Source organism: Winogradskyella litoriviva (assembly GCF_013249065.1).
Taxonomy (GTDB): domain Bacteria; phylum Bacteroidota; class Bacteroidia; order Flavobacteriales; family Flavobacteriaceae; genus Winogradskyella; species Winogradskyella litoriviva.
Map to the genome: position 1 here is coordinate 700,913 of NZ_JABRWQ010000001.1, position 21,615 is coordinate 722,527.

Annotated in this window: 20 protein-coding genes; 8 read left to right on the forward strand and 12 right to left on the reverse strand. The window is 29.8% G+C overall.

The genetic code is table 11. The features are described from left to right. Positions 1-40 precede the first annotated feature (40 nt). The 4 genes from HNV10_RS03030 to rnr all read right to left on the reverse strand — a co-directional run bounded on the left by HNV10_RS03030 (position 41) and on the right by rnr (position 3,598). Positions 41-712 carry a head GIN domain-containing protein gene (locus tag HNV10_RS03030; RefSeq protein ID WP_173299842.1) on the reverse strand — a complete coding sequence of 224 codons (672 nt, stop codon included), beginning with the start codon at positions 710-712 and terminating at the stop codon, positions 41-43. An 11-nt stretch (positions 713-723) separates the two neighbouring features. Further along, positions 724-960: a hypothetical protein gene (locus HNV10_RS03035; RefSeq protein WP_173299843.1), complete on the reverse strand. Its 237-nt coding sequence runs from the start codon at positions 958-960 to the stop codon at positions 724-726. 2 nt (positions 961-962) lie between these two features. Continuing rightward, entirely contained in the window at positions 963-1,262 is a 300-nt protein-coding gene (locus tag HNV10_RS03040; RefSeq protein WP_173299844.1) for a YbjQ family protein, read from the reverse strand. 101 nt (positions 1,263-1,363) lie between these two features. Further along, entirely contained in the window at positions 1,364-3,598 is a 2,235-nt protein-coding gene (gene rnr / locus HNV10_RS03045) for a ribonuclease R (protein ID WP_173299845.1), read from the reverse strand. Between the two features lie 712 nt (positions 3,599-4,310). Between rnr and rpiB the strand changes: the two genes are divergently transcribed. Genes rpiB through HNV10_RS03060 form a run of 3 tightly spaced genes read left to right on the forward strand, consistent with a single transcriptional unit; the run spans position 4,311 to position 6,113 of the window. Further along, complete coding sequence (gene rpiB, locus HNV10_RS03050; RefSeq protein WP_173299846.1) at positions 4,311-4,745, forward strand: ribose 5-phosphate isomerase B; 435 nt, start codon at positions 4,311-4,313, stop codon at positions 4,743-4,745. A gap of 25 nt (positions 4,746-4,770) precedes the next feature. Continuing rightward, entirely contained in the window at positions 4,771-5,670 is a 900-nt protein-coding gene (locus tag HNV10_RS03055) for a cation diffusion facilitator family transporter (RefSeq protein WP_173299847.1), read from the forward strand. Continuing rightward, positions 5,670-6,113 carry a GNAT family N-acetyltransferase gene (locus tag HNV10_RS03060; RefSeq protein WP_173299848.1) on the forward strand — a complete coding sequence of 148 codons (444 nt, stop codon included), beginning with the start codon at positions 5,670-5,672 and terminating at the stop codon, positions 6,111-6,113. The genes HNV10_RS03055 and HNV10_RS03060 overlap by 1 nt, the downstream gene beginning before the upstream one ends. A 4-nt stretch (positions 6,114-6,117) precedes the next feature. Here the strand turns inward: HNV10_RS03060 and HNV10_RS03065 are convergent, their stop codons facing one another. From HNV10_RS03065 to rnpA, 3 genes are all read right to left on the reverse strand, one after another. Then, positions 6,118-6,954 carry an OmpA family protein gene (locus HNV10_RS03065; protein ID WP_173299849.1) on the reverse strand — a complete coding sequence of 279 codons (837 nt, stop codon included), beginning with the start codon at positions 6,952-6,954 and terminating at the stop codon, positions 6,118-6,120. A 64-nt stretch (positions 6,955-7,018) separates the two neighbouring features. After that, positions 7,019-8,653: a S41 family peptidase gene (locus HNV10_RS03070; RefSeq protein WP_173299850.1), complete on the reverse strand. Its 1,635-nt coding sequence runs from the start codon at positions 8,651-8,653 to the stop codon at positions 7,019-7,021. Between the two features lie 66 nt (positions 8,654-8,719). Further along, a complete protein-coding gene (rnpA, locus tag HNV10_RS03075; protein WP_173299851.1) occupies positions 8,720-9,139 on the reverse strand; it encodes a ribonuclease P protein component in 420 nt (139 codons plus the stop codon). Between the two features lie 134 nt (positions 9,140-9,273). Between rnpA and HNV10_RS03080 the strand changes: the two genes are divergently transcribed. From HNV10_RS03080 to HNV10_RS03095, 4 genes are all read left to right on the forward strand, one after another. Then, the gene (locus HNV10_RS03080; protein ID WP_173299852.1) at positions 9,274-11,118 is read left to right on the forward strand and encodes a CBS domain-containing protein; all 1,845 of its coding nucleotides are present in this window, start codon (positions 9,274-9,276) and stop codon (positions 11,116-11,118) included. 5 nt (positions 11,119-11,123) lie between these two features. Further along, positions 11,124-12,314 carry a succinylglutamate desuccinylase/aspartoacylase family protein gene (locus HNV10_RS03085; RefSeq protein WP_173299853.1) on the forward strand — a complete coding sequence of 397 codons (1,191 nt, stop codon included), beginning with the start codon at positions 11,124-11,126 and terminating at the stop codon, positions 12,312-12,314. 103 nt (positions 12,315-12,417) lie between these two features. Beyond that, on the forward strand, positions 12,418-13,185 hold the full coding sequence (locus HNV10_RS03090; protein ID WP_173299854.1) for a threonine/serine exporter family protein: 768 nt from the start codon (positions 12,418-12,420) through the stop codon (positions 13,183-13,185). Further along, positions 13,182-13,670: a threonine/serine exporter family protein gene (locus HNV10_RS03095; RefSeq protein WP_173299855.1), complete on the forward strand. Its 489-nt coding sequence runs from the start codon at positions 13,182-13,184 to the stop codon at positions 13,668-13,670. Before HNV10_RS03090 ends, HNV10_RS03095 begins: the two co-directional genes overlap by 4 nt. A 101-nt stretch (positions 13,671-13,771) precedes the next feature. Here the strand turns inward: HNV10_RS03095 and HNV10_RS03100 are convergent, their stop codons facing one another. Genes HNV10_RS03100 through HNV10_RS03110 form a run of 3 tightly spaced genes read right to left on the reverse strand, consistent with a single transcriptional unit; the run spans position 13,772 to position 18,056 of the window. Continuing rightward, positions 13,772-15,574 (reverse strand): M1 family metallopeptidase, encoded by a 1,803-nt coding sequence (locus HNV10_RS03100; protein WP_173299856.1) that lies wholly within the window; start codon positions 15,572-15,574, stop codon positions 13,772-13,774. Between the two features lie 5 nt (positions 15,575-15,579). Further along, the gene (locus HNV10_RS03105) at positions 15,580-17,178 is read right to left on the reverse strand and encodes a S8 family peptidase (protein WP_173299857.1); all 1,599 of its coding nucleotides are present in this window, start codon (positions 17,176-17,178) and stop codon (positions 15,580-15,582) included. A gap of 17 nt (positions 17,179-17,195) precedes the next feature. Continuing rightward, the gene (locus HNV10_RS03110; RefSeq protein ID WP_173299858.1) at positions 17,196-18,056 is read right to left on the reverse strand and encodes an MBL fold metallo-hydrolase; all 861 of its coding nucleotides are present in this window, start codon (positions 18,054-18,056) and stop codon (positions 17,196-17,198) included. Positions 18,057-18,226: 170 nt separating this feature from the next. Between HNV10_RS03110 and HNV10_RS03115 the strand changes: the two genes are divergently transcribed. Continuing rightward, positions 18,227-18,565 (forward strand): DUF202 domain-containing protein, encoded by a 339-nt coding sequence (locus HNV10_RS03115; RefSeq protein ID WP_173299859.1) that lies wholly within the window; start codon positions 18,227-18,229, stop codon positions 18,563-18,565. Positions 18,566-18,574: 9 nt separating this feature from the next. On the opposite strand, the gene HNV10_RS03120 is transcribed toward HNV10_RS03115, so the two are convergent. Next, a complete protein-coding gene (locus tag HNV10_RS03120) occupies positions 18,575-20,767 on the reverse strand; it encodes a SulP family inorganic anion transporter (RefSeq protein WP_173299860.1) in 2,193 nt (730 codons plus the stop codon). After that, positions 20,764-21,612: a universal stress protein gene (locus HNV10_RS03125; RefSeq protein WP_173300054.1), complete on the reverse strand. Its 849-nt coding sequence runs from the start codon at positions 21,610-21,612 to the stop codon at positions 20,764-20,766. The genes HNV10_RS03120 and HNV10_RS03125 overlap by 4 nt, the downstream gene beginning before the upstream one ends. Positions 21,613-21,615 lie beyond the last annotated feature (3 nt).

Genomic DNA, 21,615 nt, shown 5'->3' on the forward strand with positions numbered 1-21,615 from the left:
AAAATTTAGCTTTACACAAATGTAAGAAACTAAGACGAATTTACATACGTTTTATTCTACCACCAAGTAGTGTGTTTTCTTTAATTTGCTTTGGCTCTCCATAAATAAATACATCTCCTCCAGCTTTAATTCTTACATTTACTGTGTCTGTTGCATTTACATAAGCTTCCCCAGCAACATTAATACTAACTTCAGTATGTTCTGTTATAAAATCCTCTCCATTAAAAACACCACCTGTATAAATGGAAATATCTTGATTTTTTGAGTTTCCTGATACATTTATAATACCTCCTGTAACGGCTCTAATATTAGCATAAGTAGTTTCTAAATTTATTGTGATTTCAGCTCCTTCTTGGGTTCTTAAATCAACTTCATATTGCTTTAGAGTTTCTTTCATAGTTATTTTAGCGCCTTCATTAGCATCTATAACATCTACAGAAGTAAAATATAATTCTACAACAGTATCGTTACCATCATAACTTTCTTCAAGATTCATGCGTATTTTAAGTTTTCCGTTGTTATTTACAACTTCAACATCCTTTCTGTTTTTACCAGAAATAATAACTTTATTTTGATCTGATTCAATCATTTTAACATGAATTAAATCAAACACTTTTACCGTTGTAAATTCACCAATTGTTTTTTCAATAGCATCTTGAGCATTTGCAGAAAAACCAAAAGCTATAAGAATTAAAAATATTATATGTTTCATTTTTAAAAAATTTATTTTAAGATAATCACTTTATTACTAAATAACCATTTAAGCTGAATTTCATCTCCAGATCGTTTCTTAACAATACGTCTTTGTGGAGATAATAACAAAGTTAATAACGCAGAAATAGCTGTTAATATATATCTGTTTATATCTTCAAATATCATTTGAATTCCGAATCTTATAACCAAATATGTTACTAAGAAGATTAAGAAAACGTATATACTTGCTTTTGTAGATGTTTTCATAATTAAATCGCCACTTTTACAGCTGTTCCTGTTACTGAAACCATTGCATAATTACTAGTAGTTAATTCTATTTCTACTTTTATACCAACTACCGCATTTGCCTTTAATTTGGCTGCATTATTTTGTAACGTTTGAAACGCTTCTTCTTTTACATCTTCTATACTATTCTGTATTTTAGTGTAATATTTAGACATACTAAATCCCATAGATAAAACTTCTTTATTCATGGCAACACCTGTTACAATACCTAAATAATCTACTATTTTATGGTTTTCTATTGAGTTAGTTGTAGTCAGTATCATATGTTGAATATTTTCTTATTAGTATTTTATAATACTGTAAAGTTACAATTCTATTTGTATTGATTCCGGTTTAAAACGCATCATAACAACTAAAATTAAAGTTATTCATTTTCTACTTCTGGTTTACCAACCATATAAAAATCTAGATGTTTCTTTGTTAAGTCTGTATTTTTAACTTTTACAATTACCTCATCTCCAAGTTGATACACAACTCCAGAATTTTTACCAACCATAGCATATTGATCTTGGTCAAATTGGTAGTGATCATCTTTCATATCTCTAACACTTACCATACCTTCACATTTATTAGAAATAATTTCTACATAAATTCCCCAATCTGTTACACCAGAAATTACACCCAAAAAATCTTCGTCTTGATGATCTTGCATAAAACGAATTTGCATGTATTTAATAGAATCGCGCTCTGCTTTGGTGGCTAAATATTCCATGTTACTAGAATGTTTACATCGATCCTCGTAAATTTCTTGATTAGCTGATTTTTCACCATCTAAATACTGTTGTAATAAACGATGTGCCATAACATCTGGATAACGACGAATTGGCGATGTAAAATGACTGTAATACTCAAATGCTAAACCATAATGACCAATATTGTGTGTGGTGTACTCTGCTTTAGACATGGTTCTAATCGTTAACGTATCTACTAAATTTTGTTCTTTTTTACCAACAACATCCTTTAATAAATTATTTAAAGAAGAAGCTATACTTCCTTTATCCTTAAAATTTAGTTTGTGTCCAAATCTACCAACAACAGTTTGTAATTGTGCTAATTTAGATTCGTCTGGTTCATCATGCACACGATATACAAAGGTTTTCTTTTGTTTACCAACAAATTCTGAAACTTTTCTGTTAGCTAATAGCATAAATTCTTCAATTAATTTATTAGCATCTTTACTTGTTTTAAAGAACACACCAACAGGATTTGCTTCTTCATCTAAATTAAATTTTACTTCAACTTTATCAAAAGAAATAGCACCTTCTCGCATACGTTGTGAACGCATTTTTTTAGCGAGTTCATTCATTTTTAATACTGCAAAAGCAATATCATTTGATGTTTTATATTCTTTTCCCGTCAGTGAAACTTCTAATGGGATTATCGTATTGATTGATGAGATTCCTGCCTTCACAGGAATGACAGGATTATTTTCTATAATAGCCTGTGCTTCTTCGTATGCAAAACGCGCATCAGAATAAGTAACTGTTCTACCAAACCATTCGTTTTTAATTTCGCATTTTTCATTCATTTGAAACACTGCAGAAAACGTATATTTTTCTTCGTGTGGACGCAATGAACAGGCTCCATTAGATAAAATTTCTGGTAACATTGGCACTACGCGATCTACTAAATAAATTGAGGTTGCACGCTCGTACGCTTCATCGTCTAAAACGGTTCCTGGTTGTAAATAATGAGACACATCTGCAATATGTATTCCTATTTCATATAAACCATTTTCTAAAACTGTAAAGGATAACGCATCATCAAAATCTTTTGCATCTTTTGGATCTATGGTAAAGGTTAAATCTTTACGCATATCGCGTCGCTTCGCTATTTCTTCTGGTTTAATTTCTAAATCTATATTATTAGCATAGGCTTCAACCTCATGAGGAAACTCCATTGGTAATCCATATTCTGCCATAATAGAGTTAATCTCAGTACCATGTTCACCTGGTTTACCAAGTACTTCAATAACTTTACCATTTGGAGAATCTGATTTATCTGGCCAATCTTCTAAAGAAACTAATACCTTATCACCATCTTCGGCTTTGTTTATTTTATTGATAGGTACAAAAATATCAGTGTACATTTTGTTACTATCTGGTACTACAAAGGCAAAATTCTTTTTTTCATGGATTTGAATAGTACCAACATATTCGGTTTTTGCTCGTTTAATAATATTGGTAATTTCTCCTTCTTGTTTACCTCTATGCTTTCTTTTGTACGCGTAAAATTCTACTTCATCACCATTTAAAGCTTTATTAATATTGTTTGAAGCGATAAATACGTCTTCTTCAAAATCATCGCAAATAATATAACCGTTTCCTTTAGATGCTAAATCTAAAATACCTGTATGATATTCTGTATTTACAATAGCTTTAAATTTACCGCGTTCTACTTCTTCAATTTCTTGTTTTGCTTTAAGCTGATGAAGTTTTTTTATAATCTGATTACGACTACTGGCATCATTAACACCAAGAATAGCTGCAATTTGTTTATAATTAAAAGTTTTGTTTCTGTCTTTTTTTAAAATACCCAGAATAGTATTTGTAAGATTTGAAATCCCTTTTTTAGACTTCTTTTTTTTCTTTTTTGTCATTTAATTTGTAATCATATTCATTTCCTATAAGTGATAGGAATTCTAATTTAAAACTTAATATAAAGCGAAGAGAGGTAATTAAGTTTACTACAAAGTTACGTTTTAATTTTTTAATGTTGTTTAGAGAACGTTAAATTAATGAAAATTGATGTTATCAACATATATCAACATATTATCATTTTTCTTTTAAAATTTAAAAAATAAAATAATGGTTATTATAGCTTGTTAATAGCTAGTATAACTTTTTTAGGTTTTATTTTGAGAAGTGACTTATTAGAATTACTTAATACTTAGTTAACATTAAGTTTACATATAACTACTTCATTCTAAAGGTTATTTTAAAAGCTATTAACAACTGTTAATAACCGTTGTTAATAGAAATGACTGATATGTTTTTTATAAAATACTGTTCATTTCACTATAAATGATCTTTAATAACTCAATTTAAAAAAAGGACTAACTTATTTGGTAATCTCATCTGTATTTTGGTTTGAAAAAATAAGTGGATAATCCTAATTTTAATTTTAAAGAGTTGTGAACAGTTATTAACAAGTAGTGATCATTTTAAATTACACTTATCAACATAGATAATGTTTATTAACATGTCATTTGTTTTTCAAACTTAAAATTTATAGATAAGTAACACGTTATAAGTTATGCTTACTTATAAGCAATTGTTAACTTTGAAGTTTAATAAGATAATTTACATATTATGACTATTTCAATAGGAAACGACCACGCAGGACCAGATTATAAATTTGCCATTGTAAAACATTTAGAAGCTAAAGGGTATACTATTAACAATTACGGAACCGATACTTTAGATAGTGTTGATTACCCAGATTTTGTACATCCTGTTGCTAAAGATGTTGAAGCTAAAAAAGTAGATTTTGGTATCTTAATTTGTGGTAGTGCAAATGGTGTAGCCATGACTGCTAATAAGTATCAACATGTAAGAGCTGGTGTTTGTTGGACTAATGAAATTACAGAATTAACACGTTTACATAACGATGCTAATATTATTTGTATTCCTGCGCGTTTTACATCGATTCCTCAAGCTATTAAAATGGTAGATACGTTTTTAGAAACAAAGTTTGAAGGTGGTCGTCATCAAAACCGTGTAGATAAAATTCCTTTATCATGTTAAATATCAATTTTTAGATTGATACAAAATGAGTCAATCACATAACCATAAGGACTTACAAGGACAGAAACTTTTAATTTCAATATTATTAAATGTTGTTATTACTGTTGCCCAAGTAATTGGAGGTTTAGTTTCTGGTAGTTTGTCTTTGTTAAGTGATGCATTACATAATTTTAGTGATGTTATTTCTTTATTAGTAAGTTATATAGCTTCTAAATTATCTAAACAAAAGGCCTCAATAAATAGAACTTTTGGTTATAAACGTGCTGAAATCTTAGCCGCTTTTATTAATGCAAGTACTTTAATTATAGTTGCTATATTATTGATTATTGAAGCTGTAAAACGTTTTAATAATCCGCAAGAAGTAGAATCTAATCTTGTAATTTGGTTATCTATTATTGCAATTATAGGTAATGGTTTAAGTGTTTTATTATTAAAAAAAGATGCTGAAAATAGCATAAATATGCGTTCTGCATATTTGCATTTACTCACAGATATGTTAGCGAGTGTTGCTGTTTTAATTGGTGGCTTATTAATGAAGTATTACCAATTATTTTGGGTAGATAGTTTGTTAACCTTATTAATTGCTTTGTACTTAATATGGGTAGGTTACGATTTATTAAAGGTATCTACGAAGATGCTTATGTTGTTTACGCCAGATGATATTGATATAAAAAACGTTGTAAGAGCTGTTAATAAATTACCTAAGGTAAGTAAACTACACCATGTACACATTTGGAATTTAAGTGACAATGAACTGCATTTAGAAGCGCATTTAGATTTAAAAGAAAATATTTCTATCACAGAATTTGATAATTTACTTTTAGATATTGAGAATGTGTTACACGATGAGTTTAATATTAACCATGTCACTATTCAGCCAGAGTATAATAAAGAAGATCCAAAAGAAGTAATTGTACAAGACTAATGATAGATATAATTATAATAACTTTTACTGAATTAACAACACAACAACTCTACGAGTTACTTCAATTAAGAAGTGAGGTTTTTGTTGTAGAACAAGATTGTGTTTATCAAGATATTGATGGTAAGGATCAAAACGCACTCCATGTTTTAGGTTACAAAAACAATACATTAGTCGCTTACACAAGGATTTTTAAACCAGGTGATTATTTTGATGAAGCTAGTATTGGTAGAGTAGTAGTGAAACAAAGTGAAAGACAACATAAGTATGGTTATGATATTATGAATGCTTCTATAACAGCAATTAAAGCCTATTATAATAAAACTCAGATAAAAATTTCTGCACAAGTATATTTAAAACGCTTTTATAATAACCTAGATTTTAAAGAAATAGGAGAGGAATACTTAGAAGATGGTATTCCGCATATTGCGATGTTACGAGAATAATAATTTATTTCTTCTCGTAAATTTTTGTCACCAAAATTTCTACACGTCTATCTAATTCTGGTTCGCCACCAAGTGGAAATTTACGTCGCATACCAGCAAATTTCATTCGGTAAGGTTTTACACCTGCTTTTACTAAATAATCATATATATATTTAGCTCTTGCCATAGAGAGGTTACGTTTTTTGGTTTTACGATCAATAGCATCTCTTGTACCTTCTGTACAACATACATGACCTTCAATAGTAAAATAAACATTGGTACGGTCTACTAGTATTTTTGCAATTCCGTCTAAAACTACTTTAGACTCCTTGGTTAAATAACTATAACCAGTTCTAAACAAAAGATTTTGTAGTAAAATTTTATCACCTTCTTTTAAATCGCCTTTTAAAATATCTTCTGTATTTGGTTTATCGGACTTTTCTTCTACCGGTTTAGGAGGAAAAACAGGTGTTACGATTATTTCAACTTTACGATTTAGGCCACGTATTTTACTTAAGTTTTCTTCTTGTACAACGTTTACTAAAATTTCTCCTTTACCATCAACGTTTGTAATTACAGATTCATCAAATTCGTTATTAGAAAATACTTCTTTAATAGAATCTGCTCTATTTTGAGATAATACAAGGTTATAATTATCACTACCTCTATCATCTGTAAAACCGTAAATAGAAATTTTCTCTATATCTAAATCTTCTATTTCTGTTAAAAATAGTAATAATCTGCTGTGTTCTGTTTCGGGAATATCGTGCTTATCAGTTTCAAAATAAACTTCGTGTTTCAATTCTTTTTGGGCAAAAGAGATTTGAAAACATAAGCATAAAAGGATAACTAGGGACTTCATTTTATAATAATTTTCTTACTAACAGAAAATGTTTATGACTATAAATATAGAAAAAAAAATACGTTTATCTCAATATACTAGCATATTGCTTTGGATTATTGAGGATACTTAAGGCTTTTTTAATTTCATTATTATTAGCCGTATAGTAGGTATATAATCCTTCACTATAAAAATAACGTTTAATAATTTCGTCTGTTAGTAATGTTTTTAATTGTTTTTTATTACTGTCAATAGCATTAGCTTTATAAGTTTGTAGAGCATTGGTTAAATCTGTATATTCAGATTTAATAACGGCATCTAATTCTTCTTCTTTTGCTACATTAATAGCGTTTGTTAGAGCTTTTTCTGTTTTAGTTTTAAAATTAAAACCACTTGTTTTTATATAGTTTTTAAATTTTTTAAAGTCTGAATCTGCTAATTCAAATCCTTTTAAGTCTTCAACTTTATGATTGTAATAATAATTTGTTGCAAAATTAAAGACGAGATTTTCATTAGATATTGCTTTAGTAATTGGTGTTTGTTTTGCAAATTCTACTTCAACATCTGGTTGTACGCCTCCACCATCAAAAACGGCTCTTCCATTTTTAGTTTTAAAAGCATTATAGTTTTCTTCTTGTGTTCTAGTTGCTTTTCCGTTTTCATCTCTATTCCAATAATCTAATGCTTGTATACAACGACCAGAAGGTGTATAATATCTGGATATTGTAATTTTCATTTGCGTACCATAGGTTAATGGTTTTGGTCGTTGTACTAAACCTTTTCCAAAACTTCTGGTTCCAACTACTACAGCACGATCCATATCTTGTAAAGCACCAGATACAATTTCACTTGCGGAAGCACTGCTTCCATCTATTAAGACTACTAGCGGAATTTGCGTATCTATAGGTTCTCTTTGGGTGTGATATGTTTTATTATATTTTTTTACTTTAGATTTTGTAGTAACTACTAACTGATTTTTAGGAACAAAAATATTAGTAACATTTACTGCTTCGTGTAATAAACCACCAGGATTTCCTCTTAAATCTAAAATAAGTTGCGTTGCACCTTGATTTTTAAGGGCTTTAATAGCTCTAATAGTTTCTGAAGAAGCTTTATCATTAAATTTTCTTAGTACTACATAGCCTGTTTTATCATCTACCATAGAGTAGTGTGGTACAGCTTTAATTTCTAAAGATTCTCTAATAATTTTTACCGTATTGGTTTTACCTTGACGTCTATATGTTATTGAAACTTCTGTGCCTGCTGCTCCTTGTAATAAATTAGCAGCGTCATCTTTAAAATCTGCAACCGTTACCTTATCTACTTGTATAATCTCATCACCAGCTTTAAGACCAGCTTTATCTGCTGCATAATTTTGGTAAGGTTCAACAATTACTAATTTGTCTTTTAAAGTTAAAACCTTTGCACCAATACCTGTATAATCTCCTGCATTGTTAATTCTTGAGGCTTCTACATCTTGCTCGTTATAAAATTGAGTATAAGGATCTAAATCATCTAACATACTTTTTATAGCTGTATCCATTAAATCACCTGGATTAGTATCATCAACATAATTCATGTTAATTTCTTTAAAAAGCGTTGTAAATATTTCTATTTGTTTTGCGATTTCAAAGAAATCATTTTTAAATGCTGTTGTACCAAAAAAGATAACTACTGCTATAAAAGGAAATAGTATTTTTTTATGTAAAAGTCTTTTCATGAGAATATTTATATTGTTGTTAAAGTTTTAAACACAACTTTAGTATTTAAAATTACAATTTTCATACTATTGATCCATAGAATCAGAAGTATTAGATTTAGAATTTTCTACCAAAAGGTCATTTTTAGCGATGAATTTTTTAAACAACAATTTCATACTATGGTTAAGTTTATCAAAAGTTGTTCCATCTTTACTAAGATATAAAATCATAAACGCAAAAGAAGACGAACTATTGTTAAAATAAAGTGGTTTATTAAGTCTGTAAGTTTCTCTTAATAAGCGTTTAATTTGGTTTCTAGACACTGCAGTTTTATGTAATCGCTTACTAACGGAAACACCAGTTTTTAATTGAGAACCATCATTAAAACTAGTTTTAATATATATAAGTTTTAGTGGATAAGCGTTTATTGCCTTGCCTTCAGTAAAAAGTTGCTCAATGAGCTTCTTACTTTTTAGTTTATCTTTTTTATGGTATTTAAAGGACATTTAAAATTCTTAAAGGGTATAAATTTAAACATTGTTTTTACCTAATATCTACTATGATATGCTCTATGATAAAAGTCATAATTTAAAGCTTTAATAAAGAGTATCTTAAAAAATAATATTTACCATGCTTGGTTATGGGACATTTAGATGTAAAACAACTTAAAAACTCTAAAGATAAAGCATTATATATTCATCATCTTATAAAAGATCTTGAAGCTTTAGATATTATGCTAAATAAAGGATTAATTGAAAAGTCTCCAATAAGAATTGGTGCTGAACAAGAGTTTTGTATAACACACAAAGATTTTTTTCCAAATAACAATAGTATAGAGGTTTTAGAAGCTATAAATAATGACCACTTTACTACTGAAATAGGTAGTTATAATCTTGAAATTAATTCGGACCCTTTAGAATTAAAAGGTGATTGTTTTAATAAATTAAATATTCAATTTAAGGATTTACTAAATAAGGCTCAAAAAGTTGCCAAAGCAAAAGATTCTAAAATTATATTAACAGGTATATTACCCACTTTAAGGTTAAAGCATATAAAAGAAAATTATATGACTAAAAAACCTAGATATTCAGTTTTAAACAATGCCTTAAAATCTTCACGTAGAGCGCATTTTAATATTCATATAAAAGGCGTTGATGAATTAAAGCTTAATCACGATAGTATAATGCTAGAAGCTTGCAACACAAGTTTTCAAACCCATTTACAGATAAATCCAGAGGAGTTTGTAGAAAAGTACAATTGGGCACAAGCTATTTCTGGACCAGTTTTAGCTAGTTGTGCTAATTCTCCTATTTTATTTGGAAGAGAATTATGGGCTGAGACCAGAATTGCTTTATTTACGCAAAGCATAGACACAAGACGAAATTCATTTATACATCACGAAAAACAGTCGCGTGTAAGTTTCGGTGCAGATTGGGAACATGGAACAGTAACTGATATTTTTAGAGATCATATATCAAGATTTAGAAGCCTTTTAACCTCCAATGAGCATGATGATAGTATTAAAATATTAGAGAAAGGGCAGATTCCAAAACTAAAGGCTTTACAATTACATAATGGTACCGTCTATAAATGGAATAGGGTATGTTATGGAGTTGGTAAAGGTAAACCTCATTTAAGAATTGAATGTCGTTATATTCCATCCGGACCAACATTAACCGATGAAATTGCAAATATGGTTTTTTGGGTTGGTCTTATGCTTGGGCAGCCAGAAGAATACCAAGAAATTCATAAAAAAATGGATTTTAAGGATGTTAAAAACAACTTTTTTAAAGCAGCAAGAAACGGAATGGATGCCCAATTTAAATGGAATAATAAACTAATAACCTCTAAAGATTTAATTATTGAAGAGTTTCTTCCTATTGCTAAAAAAGGGCTACAAAAAGCTAATATAACTGAAGCCGATATAACTAAATACCTATCAGTTATTGAGCGTCGTACAAACACTAAAAATGGTGCTCAGTGGATAGTAGATAACTACAGAAATCTTCAAAAAAGTAAAACCAATTTTGAAGCGCTTCAAAATATTACAGCTTATATGCATAAGCATCAATTTGAAGACAAAACAGTAGATGAATGGAAATTGTTTAATCCTGATGAGAATTTAAAAATAGATGTTAGCCGCATTGTTAAACATAATATGAATACTAAAACGCTTTTGGTAGAACAAAATGACAGTTTAGAATTGGTAAGTAATATTATGAAATGGAAAAATATACACCATATACCTGTAATAAATAATAAAAAAGAATTAACCGGTTTATTAACTTGGACAGATTTAATTAAACTTGGTAATAAAGATTTGCTATTACAAGTTAAAGATGTGATGACAAAAAATTTAATTACCATATCTCAAGAAGCACCATTAGAAGAAGCAAAAGCCCTTATGAAGAAACATAAAATAAATTGCTTACCTGTAGTTAGAAATAATGAATTACTAGGTATTTTAACAACAAATGATTTATAAGTAAAATGCAAATTAGCCCTGAAACTAATATTAAAAAAGAGATAATAATTAAACGGGTTTTTCATCATATAAAAAGTGAAATAAAAGGCTCAACTATCGTTTTTTTTGCAGGAATACATGGCAACGAAGTTGCAGGTGTTAGTGCACTAAAAAATATATTTAAAACCATACACCAAAATGATATTAGTGGCGAAATATATGCTGTCTACGGTAATATAAAAGCATTACAGAAGAACAAACGTTATTTAGAATATGATTTAAATAGATTATGGACACCCAATAAACTAAATACATTAAAAAACAAGGAAATTTTAAATAAGGAAGAGGAAGAACAAGTAGAATTATTCCAATTTATTAATCAGCTTTTTATTACAACTAAAAACCCAATATATTTTATAGATTTACACACTACCTCAAGTAAATCACTCCCGTTTATTACCATAAATGATGCTTTAATTAACCGTAAATTTTCTAGCTGTTTCCCTGTACCAACAGTATTAGGTATCGAAGAGTATTTAGAAGGTCCTTTATTAAGTTATTTAAACACTTTAGGATATGTTTCTATTGGTTTTGAATCTGGTCAACACACAGATCCAGAGGCAATAAAAAATTGTGAGGCGTTTATTTTTTTAGCACTTAAACATGCTGGAATATTAAAAAATAATGAAGTTGAAAAGGTTAAAAAGAACGAAAACATCCTTGAAAATTCATCAAAAAACATAGCTTCTATTTTTGAAATTATTTACAAATACCATATAAAGCCTAAAGAATTGTTTACTATGAAAGAAGGATTTGAGAGTTTTCAAAATATAAAAAAGGGAACAGTTTTGGCAACAACAAACGGAAAGTTTATTTATTCGGAATATAGCGCAAAACTATTTATGCCATTATACCAAAAATCTGGAGATGATGGATTCTTTATTATTCAAGAAATACCAACATTTTTTCTTAAACTATCTGCGATTCTTAGAAAAATACGTGCAGATAATTTATTAACTGTTCTTCCGGGAATTTCTTGGCACAACAAGCGCTCTGGTATATTAAGAGCTAACTTAAAGGTTACACGTTTTATGGCTAAATCTATTTTTCATTTATTTGGTTATAGAAACAAACATATTGATAAGACATATTTACTTTTATACAATAGAGAGCGTGTTGCCAAAAATAAAATGTACAAGAATGAAAAATGGTACTAAAACAAAAACGACTTCTAGTTAATAAGATAAATCAAAAAATATTTAATAAAAATCAGACTATTTAACTTCATAAAAATCATAAATTTGACTATATTTTACTTAAATGAAGACTAAGAATAGGTTAGAGGGTATAGCCGATTTACTACTAGAAATAGCATCAATATTAATGGTTTCTGGTGCAAATACTAATAGAGTAAATGTAAATATTGATCGTTTTGCCTCCGTCTTAGATTGTGAGTCTTATAGTCTTATAAGTCAAAAAACGATAATACTTACAGTAATAGATAACGAAACCAAGGAGAATTATACCAAGGTAAAGAATTTACCAGGTCATAAAATAGACTTTACAATAATCTCTTCTATAAGTAAAGCAAGTTGGAAAGCCATTGAGGAAGATTGGACACTTTCTCAAATTAAACAAGAAATCAATACTGTTATAGAGCAAAAAAGGTATTCAAACTATATTGTTTTAATAGCTGTAAGTTTTTCTGGAGCTGGTTTTTGTAAAATATTTGGAGGTGATTATCTTAATTTAGCTTTAGCATTTATAAGTACATTTGCTGGGTTGTTTATGCTTCAATCAGCACATAAAAGACATTTTAACTCCTATATCAGTGTTTTTTTGGCTTCATTAACAGCATCGCTATTGGCCTCAATAGGTGTTTATTTTAATTTAGGAACACAACCAGATGCAACATTAGCAACTTCTGTTTTATTTTTAGTGCCTGGTGTAGCTTTAATCAATTCTTTTACAGATTTTATAGACAAAAACGTATTAAATGGAATGGTAAGATTTGCTAATGGACTAATGACAGTTTTAGCGATTGCACTTGGCTTATTTGTAGCGATGTTAATTTTTCAATTAAAATGATAACAACTTTACTAGAATTATTAGAAGTATCAGCTTGGGCAGGCATTGCAGCTGTTGGTTTTGGAATATTGTTTAATATTCCACGAAAAGCAATATTTACTGTTTTTTTGTTAGGGTTTGGAGCAGGTTTTATAAAGTTTATTCTCTTACATTTTGATATTAATATAATATTAGCAAGTTTTATAGCCGCATCTTTTGTTGGTATTTTAAGTTTACCTTTAGCTCATGGTATTCACCAACCTCCTGTAGTATTTTCTATACCAGCAGTAATACCTATGATACCAGGTTATTTTGCATATGAAACCGTATTATCCATTATGTCTTTTACTTTTTTAGATAAAAACGATTCTAAACGAATTGTTTTTATGGAAGACATATTTTCTAATGGGTTTACTATGTTATTTATATTAATCTCTCTAACTATTGGAGTTTCACTTCCACTATTACTTTTAAGAAAACATACGGTTAAAAGAACTGATAATTAAAAGGTCTTTATTACCCATTTTGTCACTACGTGGATCGCGTAAATATTGACAAAAAAAGTTGCAAAGATTATTTGCAACTTTTTTCACTTGTTTATTTCAGGTTAATTTAAACCGTAAACGTTATTTTTTCTATTAACATCTGCCATCATTTGAGAGGCATCTATTTCAACTGATTTTACAGGCTTTTTAGCTTCAAATGAGTAGTTTGGCATTGCCCAAGCCCAATCCTTAATTATAGTAGCTGAGGTCGGTTTTTCACCACGCATCATTTGCAAAGGAATGTAAAAATCTTCTGTAGTTCCGTCAGTATAAGTTACAGTAAGATCAATAGGCATTGGCATTAAACCAATACGTTCTAATGTTATTGTTTTTCCTTCAACGGCACTAACACTATAGTCAATGGTATTTGTAGTTTGTGCAAAATCTATAAAATACCAATCGAGTTCAAAGTCAGTAATACGTTCTGCAGTTCTAATAATATCAAATGGTTTTGGGTGTTTAAATGAAAAATCATTAAAATACTTTTTAATGGTTTTTTCTAAATTATCTGCTCCAATTACATAACCTAATTGAGCTAAAAATACAGCACCTTTGTTGTATGCAGCAGCTCCATAAACTTGATTAAATTGGTATCTGTCAGAATGTGTTGTTAATGGTTGTTCATACCCAGAATTAGCTAAAGCAATATAACCTTTATAACTACTGGTAAGTGGGTTTGTTTTTTTATTCTCCTTTAGATAATTAACGGCTAATTCAGAAATATAACTTGTAAAGCCTTCATCCATCCACTCGTGTTTTGTTTCGTTAGATGCTAATAAAAACTGAAACCAAGTATGTGCTAACTCATGTGCTGTAACACCTACTAAACTTCCAAAGTTACGTTTTCCGGTTATTAAAGTACACATAGCGTATTCCATTCCGCCATCACCACCTTGAATCACGGAATATTGTTTGTACGGATACTGACCTACTTGAGTACTAAAGAAATCCATGAGTTTTGCTGTTTCAGCTGGTAATTTTTTCCAATTGTCTAAATACTTTTGTTCTAAATCTTTTTTATAGTAGAAGTGGAGTAGTGGACCATTTGGCATTTGAAATGTATCATGAATAAAATCTGGATCTGCAGCCCAAGTAAAATCATGTACATTTGGTGCTTTAAAGTGATGGGTTTTCTTTCCTGATTTTTTTATTGGTTCTCCTTGAAGATAGCCTGTACCTCCAACAATATAGTCCTTATCAATAGTTAATTTTACATCGAAATCTCCCCAAACACCATGAAATTCTCTAGCGATATATGGATCTGCATGCCAACCTTCATCATCATATTCAGCAAGTTTAGGGTACCATTGCGTCATTGATAAGGCCACACCTTCTTTGTTGTTTCTCCCAGAACGACGAATTTGAACAGGTACTTGTGCATCAAAATCCATATCAAAAGTTACTTTTTCACCTGGTTGAATAGGTTTATTTAGTTTTACCTCTAAAACCGTCCCAACAGTTTCATAAGCTATGGATGTGCCATTTTGCTTTAATGTATTAACTTTAATATAACCGATTTCATTAGGTTGTAGTTTACTAATACGATCTGCAATTTTTGGACTAGGATCTTTAATTGTACGAGAGCGCACATCCATTTCACTTCCTGGCTGAAAGGCATTAAAGTATAAATGGTAGTATACTCTATTTAATATGTCTGGAGAATTGTTAGTATAGACTAATTTCTGCTTTCCTTTATATTGAAAATTCTTAACATCCATGTCAATTTCCATAGAATAATCAACATGTTGTTGCCAATAAGTATTTTCTTCTGTTTTTACAGCGCTAGCATCTTGTATTGTTTTTTCGGTTGCATTACAAGAAAACATTATAGAAATAGCATATAGATATACTAAAAACTTCTTCATATTTATTAGAGTTTAGAGGCTAAAATTAATGCATTAAACGCATTGGCTATTTTCCCTGATTTTGATAATTCTGAAAATGGCTTAACGTTAGAAGCATCACCACCAACAACCACTTTAGTTGTTAATGAAAGGCCAGAATCTAATATAACTTGTTTTACTTGTGCAGCTGTTAATTTAGGATATTGAGAACGAATTAATGCAGCAATACCAGCAACAGCAGGAGCTGCCATTGATGTTCCTCCTATAGTTTCGTATTCATTTTCTGGGAAAGTTGAATATATAGCAGAACCTGGCGCAAAAATATCTACATTTTTCTGACCATAATTAGAAAAGTCTGAAACCATTTTTGATCCATATTTAGAAGTTAAAGAACCTACTCTAATATAACTGTTTGATACTTCAACAAAATTTACATTATCATCTGGAAAATTTGGTTTGATATCTACATTTTTACTATCGTTACCTGCTGCATGTACAAATACCACATCATTGTCTGATGCATATTTAATAGCATCTCTTACCCATTCTGAATGCGGTGAATAAGATTTACCAAAACTTCCATTAATTACTTTTGCTCCATTATCTACTGCATATCTAATAGCCAATGCAACATCCTTATCGTATTCATCTCCATTAGGAACGGTTCTAATAGCCATAATCTCTACATTATTTGCCACACCATTTGCGCCTAATCCATTATTACGTTCTGCAGCAATAATTCCGGCAACATGAGTTCCGTGTGATTCTGTTTTAACAACTGGTTTTACGTTTCCGTTGCCATATCCAGTATCAGAGAGGTTGTTAATATCATCTCCAGTTTTACGTCCTTTAAAATTTTTATTTAAGTTAAAATTTAAACGCTCATTAATACTTTCTAAACTTTTATCAATTTCTACAATAGCTTCTGCTAAGGTTAATCCATTTGCATTCATGCCTTGAGCAATCTGAACAGCTTGAGCTAAGGTTTGATCTTCTGTTTTTATAGCATTAACTTCTTTTAGAGTGTAATCACTTTTTCCAAAATGTTTAGTTAATGTATTATCTGCATTTTTTACAGCTTGTGCAATTTGATCGTATTGAGTTTTACGTCCTGTCCATAACTGGTAATCTTTATCGTACTGAGCTTTTGCATCTTCATATCTTGGGTTAGAAGTATCACCAGAAGCTAAAATACGTACATACTCTAGTTGTTCATTGTATGCGTCTCCTAAAAAATTCCAACCATGTATATCATCTATATAGCCATTATTGTCATCATCAATTCCGTTGTTTGGTTTTTCTTTTTTGTTTGTCCAGATAACACCATCTAAATCTTCATGATCAATATCTATACCAGAATCTATAACTGCAACAATAACCGTTTTACCTTTTTTATTTTTAATGATTTCGGTATAAGCTTTATCTACTGCCATACCAGGAATTGTATCTTTTACAAGATCTAAATGTCCCCAATTTTCTTTTTCTGCATCTGTTAGATTTGTTACTTTTAAGGGAGAGGTGTCTATGTTTTCAACTGGAGTAGAAATTATAGCACCAGTACCACAGCCAAAAAATAGTGTTCCGGCAAATCCTAAATATGCGATTAATCTGTAATTAAATTTCATTAGTTTTATTTTAAGCTTTAGTTAAATATTGAGTTTGTAGTAAATGTTTCATTTAGTCTTACACCTTTTTCAGTGTGTTTAACTGTAATAATTTCATTATGAGCATCGTGTTCTAAAAATAGATAAAAGTTGTTATCTGCAGCCATATTTAAAAACAGTTCTTTTTCATCTAATGTTAGTAATGGTCTGGTATCATAACCCATTACAAATGGCATTGGTAAATGACCAACGGTTGGTAATAAATCTGCCATAAAACAAATAGTTTTTCCTTTATAATTAATCATAGGAATCATTTGTTTATCTGTATGTCCATTGGCATAAAAAATATCAAACCCTAAGGCAGAATTTTTTAGAATATGTTGGTTGGGTACATCCGTAAATTTTAATTGTCCACTGTCTTCCATAGGCAAGATATTTTCTTTTAAAAACGATGCTACCTCACGTCTGTTAGGTTTTGTTGCCCAATTCCAATGATCTTGGTTACTCCAAAAATGTGCATTTTTAAAAGCCGGTTCGTAGCCAGTTCTATCTTTATTCCACTGTATACTTCCACCACAATGATCAAAATGAAGATGTGTCATAAATACATCTGTAATATCATCGCGATGAAATCCATAAGTAGCCAAAGATTTATCGATACTATCATCACCATAGAGAAAGTAATAACCAAAAAATTTATCACTTTGTTTATCACCCATACCAGTATCTATTAAAATAAGACGATTACCGTCTTCAATTAATAAACAACGAGATGCGATATCAATCATGTTGTTATTATCTGCAGGATTAGTGCGTTGCCAAATAGATTTTGGTACCACACCAAACATGGCTCCACCATCTAGTTTAAAATTTCCGGAATTTATAGGGTATAGTTGCATGTGTAAATTTTTTTAAAGTCATGCAAATTACTAAAAGCTTTAAAACTAATTGTTGTTAGTTACAATTAATTACAGGATTTTTAACAAATAAGAAGGAGATAATCTTATATCTATTCTCAAAAAATAATTACATTTATCTATTCAGATTATAGAACAATCAATTAAAATAAATGAAGGATCTTAAAAAGAAATCGAAGAAAAAGTATTTATTAAGTTTTGGTCGTGATTTTAATCCTGATCAAAAAGTAATTTTAAGAGATTATTTGGCTATTGAGCGAACACGTTTGGCAAATGAGCGTACACTGTTATCTTATGTGCGTTCTTCTTTATATTTATTACTTGGATCTATTGCGCTTTATCAACTTAAAGAATTTGCCAATTTTGAGTATTTAGCATTAGTTGCTTTAATATTTTGTGTAATCTTTTTTGTAATTGGAGTATATAGGTTTTCACTATTAAAGCGTAGTTTAAAGCGGTTATATTATAAAACAGAATCGCAAGAGGCGTAATTTAAGACCTTATGAAATCACTTGTTTTAAACGTTTGCCAAAATCAAATAAGGCTTTAATTTCTTTTATACTTGCTAAGCGTTCTTTATTAAAAACCAATAAACATTGACCATTAGATTCTATATGGTAATAGGGATTACTTTCAAAAAAATGAGTTATTTCATCATTAAAAAACGATTTAATGGCTGTTTCATTTTCACCGATTAGGTAAAAACGCTTGTTAAAATCTGAATGTTCTTGTATAGGAATATCTTTATAACCAGCTAACCCATAAACTTTTTCAAGAAAACCTTCTCGATCTAAGGTAAATTCGGGAATAGTTTTATTTAAAGTCATGTACAACATCGTAGTTTTTATGGTTTCTTTGGCAATCAATTCACCTTCAGAAAACTCGATATCAAAAATCTTAATATTTTTATTACTCGTTGAGAGTTTATTATAAATGTGGTTAACAACCTTAGTTCTAAAGAAATGAAATTTGTCTAAAAAATAGGTGTCTTTCTCATTTTTAGAATCGTAAATTAAGTTAAAGTTTTTGGCAATTTCCTCTAGTGTTTTTTGACGTTTTGTAAGTCCACTTTTTAGAATACCAGTAACAGGAAGTAAACGTCTTAATGCAAATGGATGTTCGGAATCTGAATCGTGTAAATCCAATCCAATGACATCAAAATTACCATCTCTTTTTATAAATAAATCACGATAATTATTTAGATTTTCCATAACTGTGTGATCCACAAATTCGCAAAGTGAAAAATCTATAATTACGTCTCTATTTTCTGGTACTGCATCTAACTTTTCTTTTAATCTGTAGAAATTTAAAAAACTACAAAAATGCTTAACACTTACGTAGTAATTACCATTATCTTGTTCTTGGTACATTAATACATTAGGTTTTAATAGGTTTCTAAAAAATAGTGAAGCACTTTTATTGATTATAATATGAATTAAAAATGTAACTAGCACACCAGATAAAATTCCTGTAATAAGTCCGACTTTTAAGGTTACAAAAAGTGTGACTAAAAATATAATAACCTGTTCTTTACCTATTAAAAATATTTTTTTTATAGTAGAAGGTGATGCTAATTTATAGCCTGTAAACACTAAAATTGCCATTAAAGCAGGTAAAGGAATACGAGTTAATTGTGTACTAAATAGCACAATAAAAATGACTAAAAAGGTAGCGTGAAAGAAGTTTGAAGAACGATTACTTGCATTATTATTAACGTTTACAGAACTTCTAGCAATAACGGTTACCACGTTTAAACCACCCAAAAAACCACTGCCAATGGTTGCTAACCCTAATGCTTTTAAATCTAAATTTACATTAGATCGTCTTTTTTCTGGATCTAATTTATCTACGGCTTTTATACTTAAAAGAGATTCTATACTAGCAATTAATGTTAAAGCCAAAACACTAGACCAAAATGGAAATGTACCAGCTTTTTCAAAATTTATAGTTGGCAATTGAGCTATAATATCTTTAAACTCCGGAATGCCAGAAATCATATATATAGAAGAAATTGGGTTGGCCTGATGAGCAATTAATTCAAAATAATAACTAAATCCAATAGATAGAATAACAATCCACATAGGAGCAGGTATCAATTGTAAATACTTGTTTCTAATTTTAGGGTAAAGCACCATAATTGTTAAACTAAGGATACCTGCAACTGCGGCATAAATTATACCCGTTTTATCATAATGCATTGCATCGTTAATTGTAAAAGGTATTTCAATTAGGTAATCTATAGTATCTGCTCGGTTTATTTTGTGCGCTAACATAATATGAAATTGCTTACCAAGGATAATGAGTCCTATAGCAGCAAGCATACCTTGTATGGCAGAAGACGGAAAAAAGTCAGCTAGTTTTCCCATTCGCAAAAAACCTAATGCAGCCAACAAAACACCAGAACATATTATTGCTGCGTATGCACTTTCTAATCCTAAGGTGGTTATTGCTACCAAAAGTACACCTACCAAACCGTTTCCAGGACCAACAATGGTTACATTACTTCCTCCAAATATAGAAACAACAACACCTCCTACTGCGGCTGCAATAACACCTGCAATTGGAGGAGCTTCACTTGCCATGGCTAATCCTAAACCTAATGGTAATGCAATAAGGCTCACTACAAAACCTGAGAAAATATTTTTAGGTAATGCCTTAAAAAAAGTTTTTAATTTATTTGATTTTGGACTCATTGAATAATTAAAACGTCTGTTGGTAATTCTGTTAATATGTGTTCAATATCATGAGGGAAAAGACGATCCCAAAACATCATTTTACTAGGTGAGTTCATTATTAACAAATCTGCCCTTGCAATTTGAGCATAATGACCAATTGAATAGCCCTTTTTACCAAAAATAGGCTGTGATTTTATAGTAATATTCTTTGTTTGCTCTTCTGGGATACCTTCAATAATTGCTTTTACACGTGCATTTTCTCTTAGTTTAATACGTTCTTTTACAATGTTTGCCATTCGTAACGATTTATCATCGTTTACTTTAACAGCTAATTCATCTTGTGTTATTTCTTCAACTATAGTCACTTTATCAACACCTAATGCATTTGCAACATAGAAAGCCGATGCGATAGTTTGTTTAGTTTTTGGATCTTTTAATCCATTTACAACGATATGTTTACAATGAATTCTTTTTACTGAAGGTTTTATGAGTAGTAAAATAGAACATTTAGCTTTTCTTGTAATTTTTCTGGCAATAGAACCAACATAATATTTTAAGAAATTTTCGCGTTGAAGCGCACCCAATATAAGCAGATCTATTTCTTTTTCTTCTGCAGTTGATAAAATAACATCAACCGGATTTCCGGGTTTAAATACAATTTCAACATTTAAATTAGTTTTTATAAATGGTTCTAAAATAGCCTTAAATTGAGCCTCTTTGTCCGCAGATTTATCACCAACATGAATTAAAACTAATTGTGTTTTAAACATTTGAGATAGCCTTGCAGCTTCATAAATATTAGCTTTTAGATTAGGTGAAAATGTAACACCAATTCCTATAGTATTAAAAGGTTTTAAAGACAAGGT

Coding starts and splice junctions, on each gene's coding strand:
- HNV10_RS03030 (WP_173299842.1), bottom strand. CDS start 712: ATGAAACATATAATATTTTTAATTCTTATAGCTTTTGGTTTTTCTGCA.
- HNV10_RS03035 (WP_173299843.1), bottom strand. CDS start 960: ATGAAAACATCTACAAAAGCAAGTATATACGTTTTCTTAATCTTCTTA.
- HNV10_RS03040 (WP_173299844.1), bottom strand. CDS start 1,262: ATGATACTGACTACAACTAACTCAATAGAAAACCATAAAATAGTAGAT.
- rnr (WP_173299845.1), bottom strand. CDS start 3,598: ATGACAAAAAAGAAAAAAAAGAAGTCTAAAAAAGGGATTTCAAATCTT.
- rpiB (WP_173299846.1), top strand. CDS start 4,311: ATGACTATTTCAATAGGAAACGACCACGCAGGACCAGATTATAAATTT.
- HNV10_RS03055 (WP_173299847.1), top strand. CDS start 4,771: ATGAGTCAATCACATAACCATAAGGACTTACAAGGACAGAAACTTTTA.
- HNV10_RS03060 (WP_173299848.1), top strand. CDS start 5,670: ATGATAGATATAATTATAATAACTTTTACTGAATTAACAACACAACAA.
- HNV10_RS03065 (WP_173299849.1), bottom strand. CDS start 6,954: ATGAAGTCCCTAGTTATCCTTTTATGCTTATGTTTTCAAATCTCTTTT.
- HNV10_RS03070 (WP_173299850.1), bottom strand. CDS start 8,653: ATGAAAAGACTTTTACATAAAAAAATACTATTTCCTTTTATAGCAGTA.
- rnpA (WP_173299851.1), bottom strand. CDS start 9,139: ATGTCCTTTAAATACCATAAAAAAGATAAACTAAAAAGTAAGAAGCTC.
- HNV10_RS03080 (WP_173299852.1), top strand. CDS start 9,274: ATGGGACATTTAGATGTAAAACAACTTAAAAACTCTAAAGATAAAGCA.
- HNV10_RS03085 (WP_173299853.1), top strand. CDS start 11,124: ATGCAAATTAGCCCTGAAACTAATATTAAAAAAGAGATAATAATTAAA.
- HNV10_RS03090 (WP_173299854.1), top strand. CDS start 12,418: ATGAAGACTAAGAATAGGTTAGAGGGTATAGCCGATTTACTACTAGAA.
- HNV10_RS03095 (WP_173299855.1), top strand. CDS start 13,182: ATGATAACAACTTTACTAGAATTATTAGAAGTATCAGCTTGGGCAGGC.
- HNV10_RS03100 (WP_173299856.1), bottom strand. CDS start 15,574: ATGAAGAAGTTTTTAGTATATCTATATGCTATTTCTATAATGTTTTCT.
- HNV10_RS03105 (WP_173299857.1), bottom strand. CDS start 17,178: ATGAAATTTAATTACAGATTAATCGCATATTTAGGATTTGCCGGAACA.
- HNV10_RS03110 (WP_173299858.1), bottom strand. CDS start 18,056: ATGCAACTATACCCTATAAATTCCGGAAATTTTAAACTAGATGGTGGA.
- HNV10_RS03115 (WP_173299859.1), top strand. CDS start 18,227: ATGAAGGATCTTAAAAAGAAATCGAAGAAAAAGTATTTATTAAGTTTT.
- HNV10_RS03120 (WP_173299860.1), bottom strand. CDS start 20,767: ATGAGTCCAAAATCAAATAAATTAAAAACTTTTTTTAAGGCATTACCT.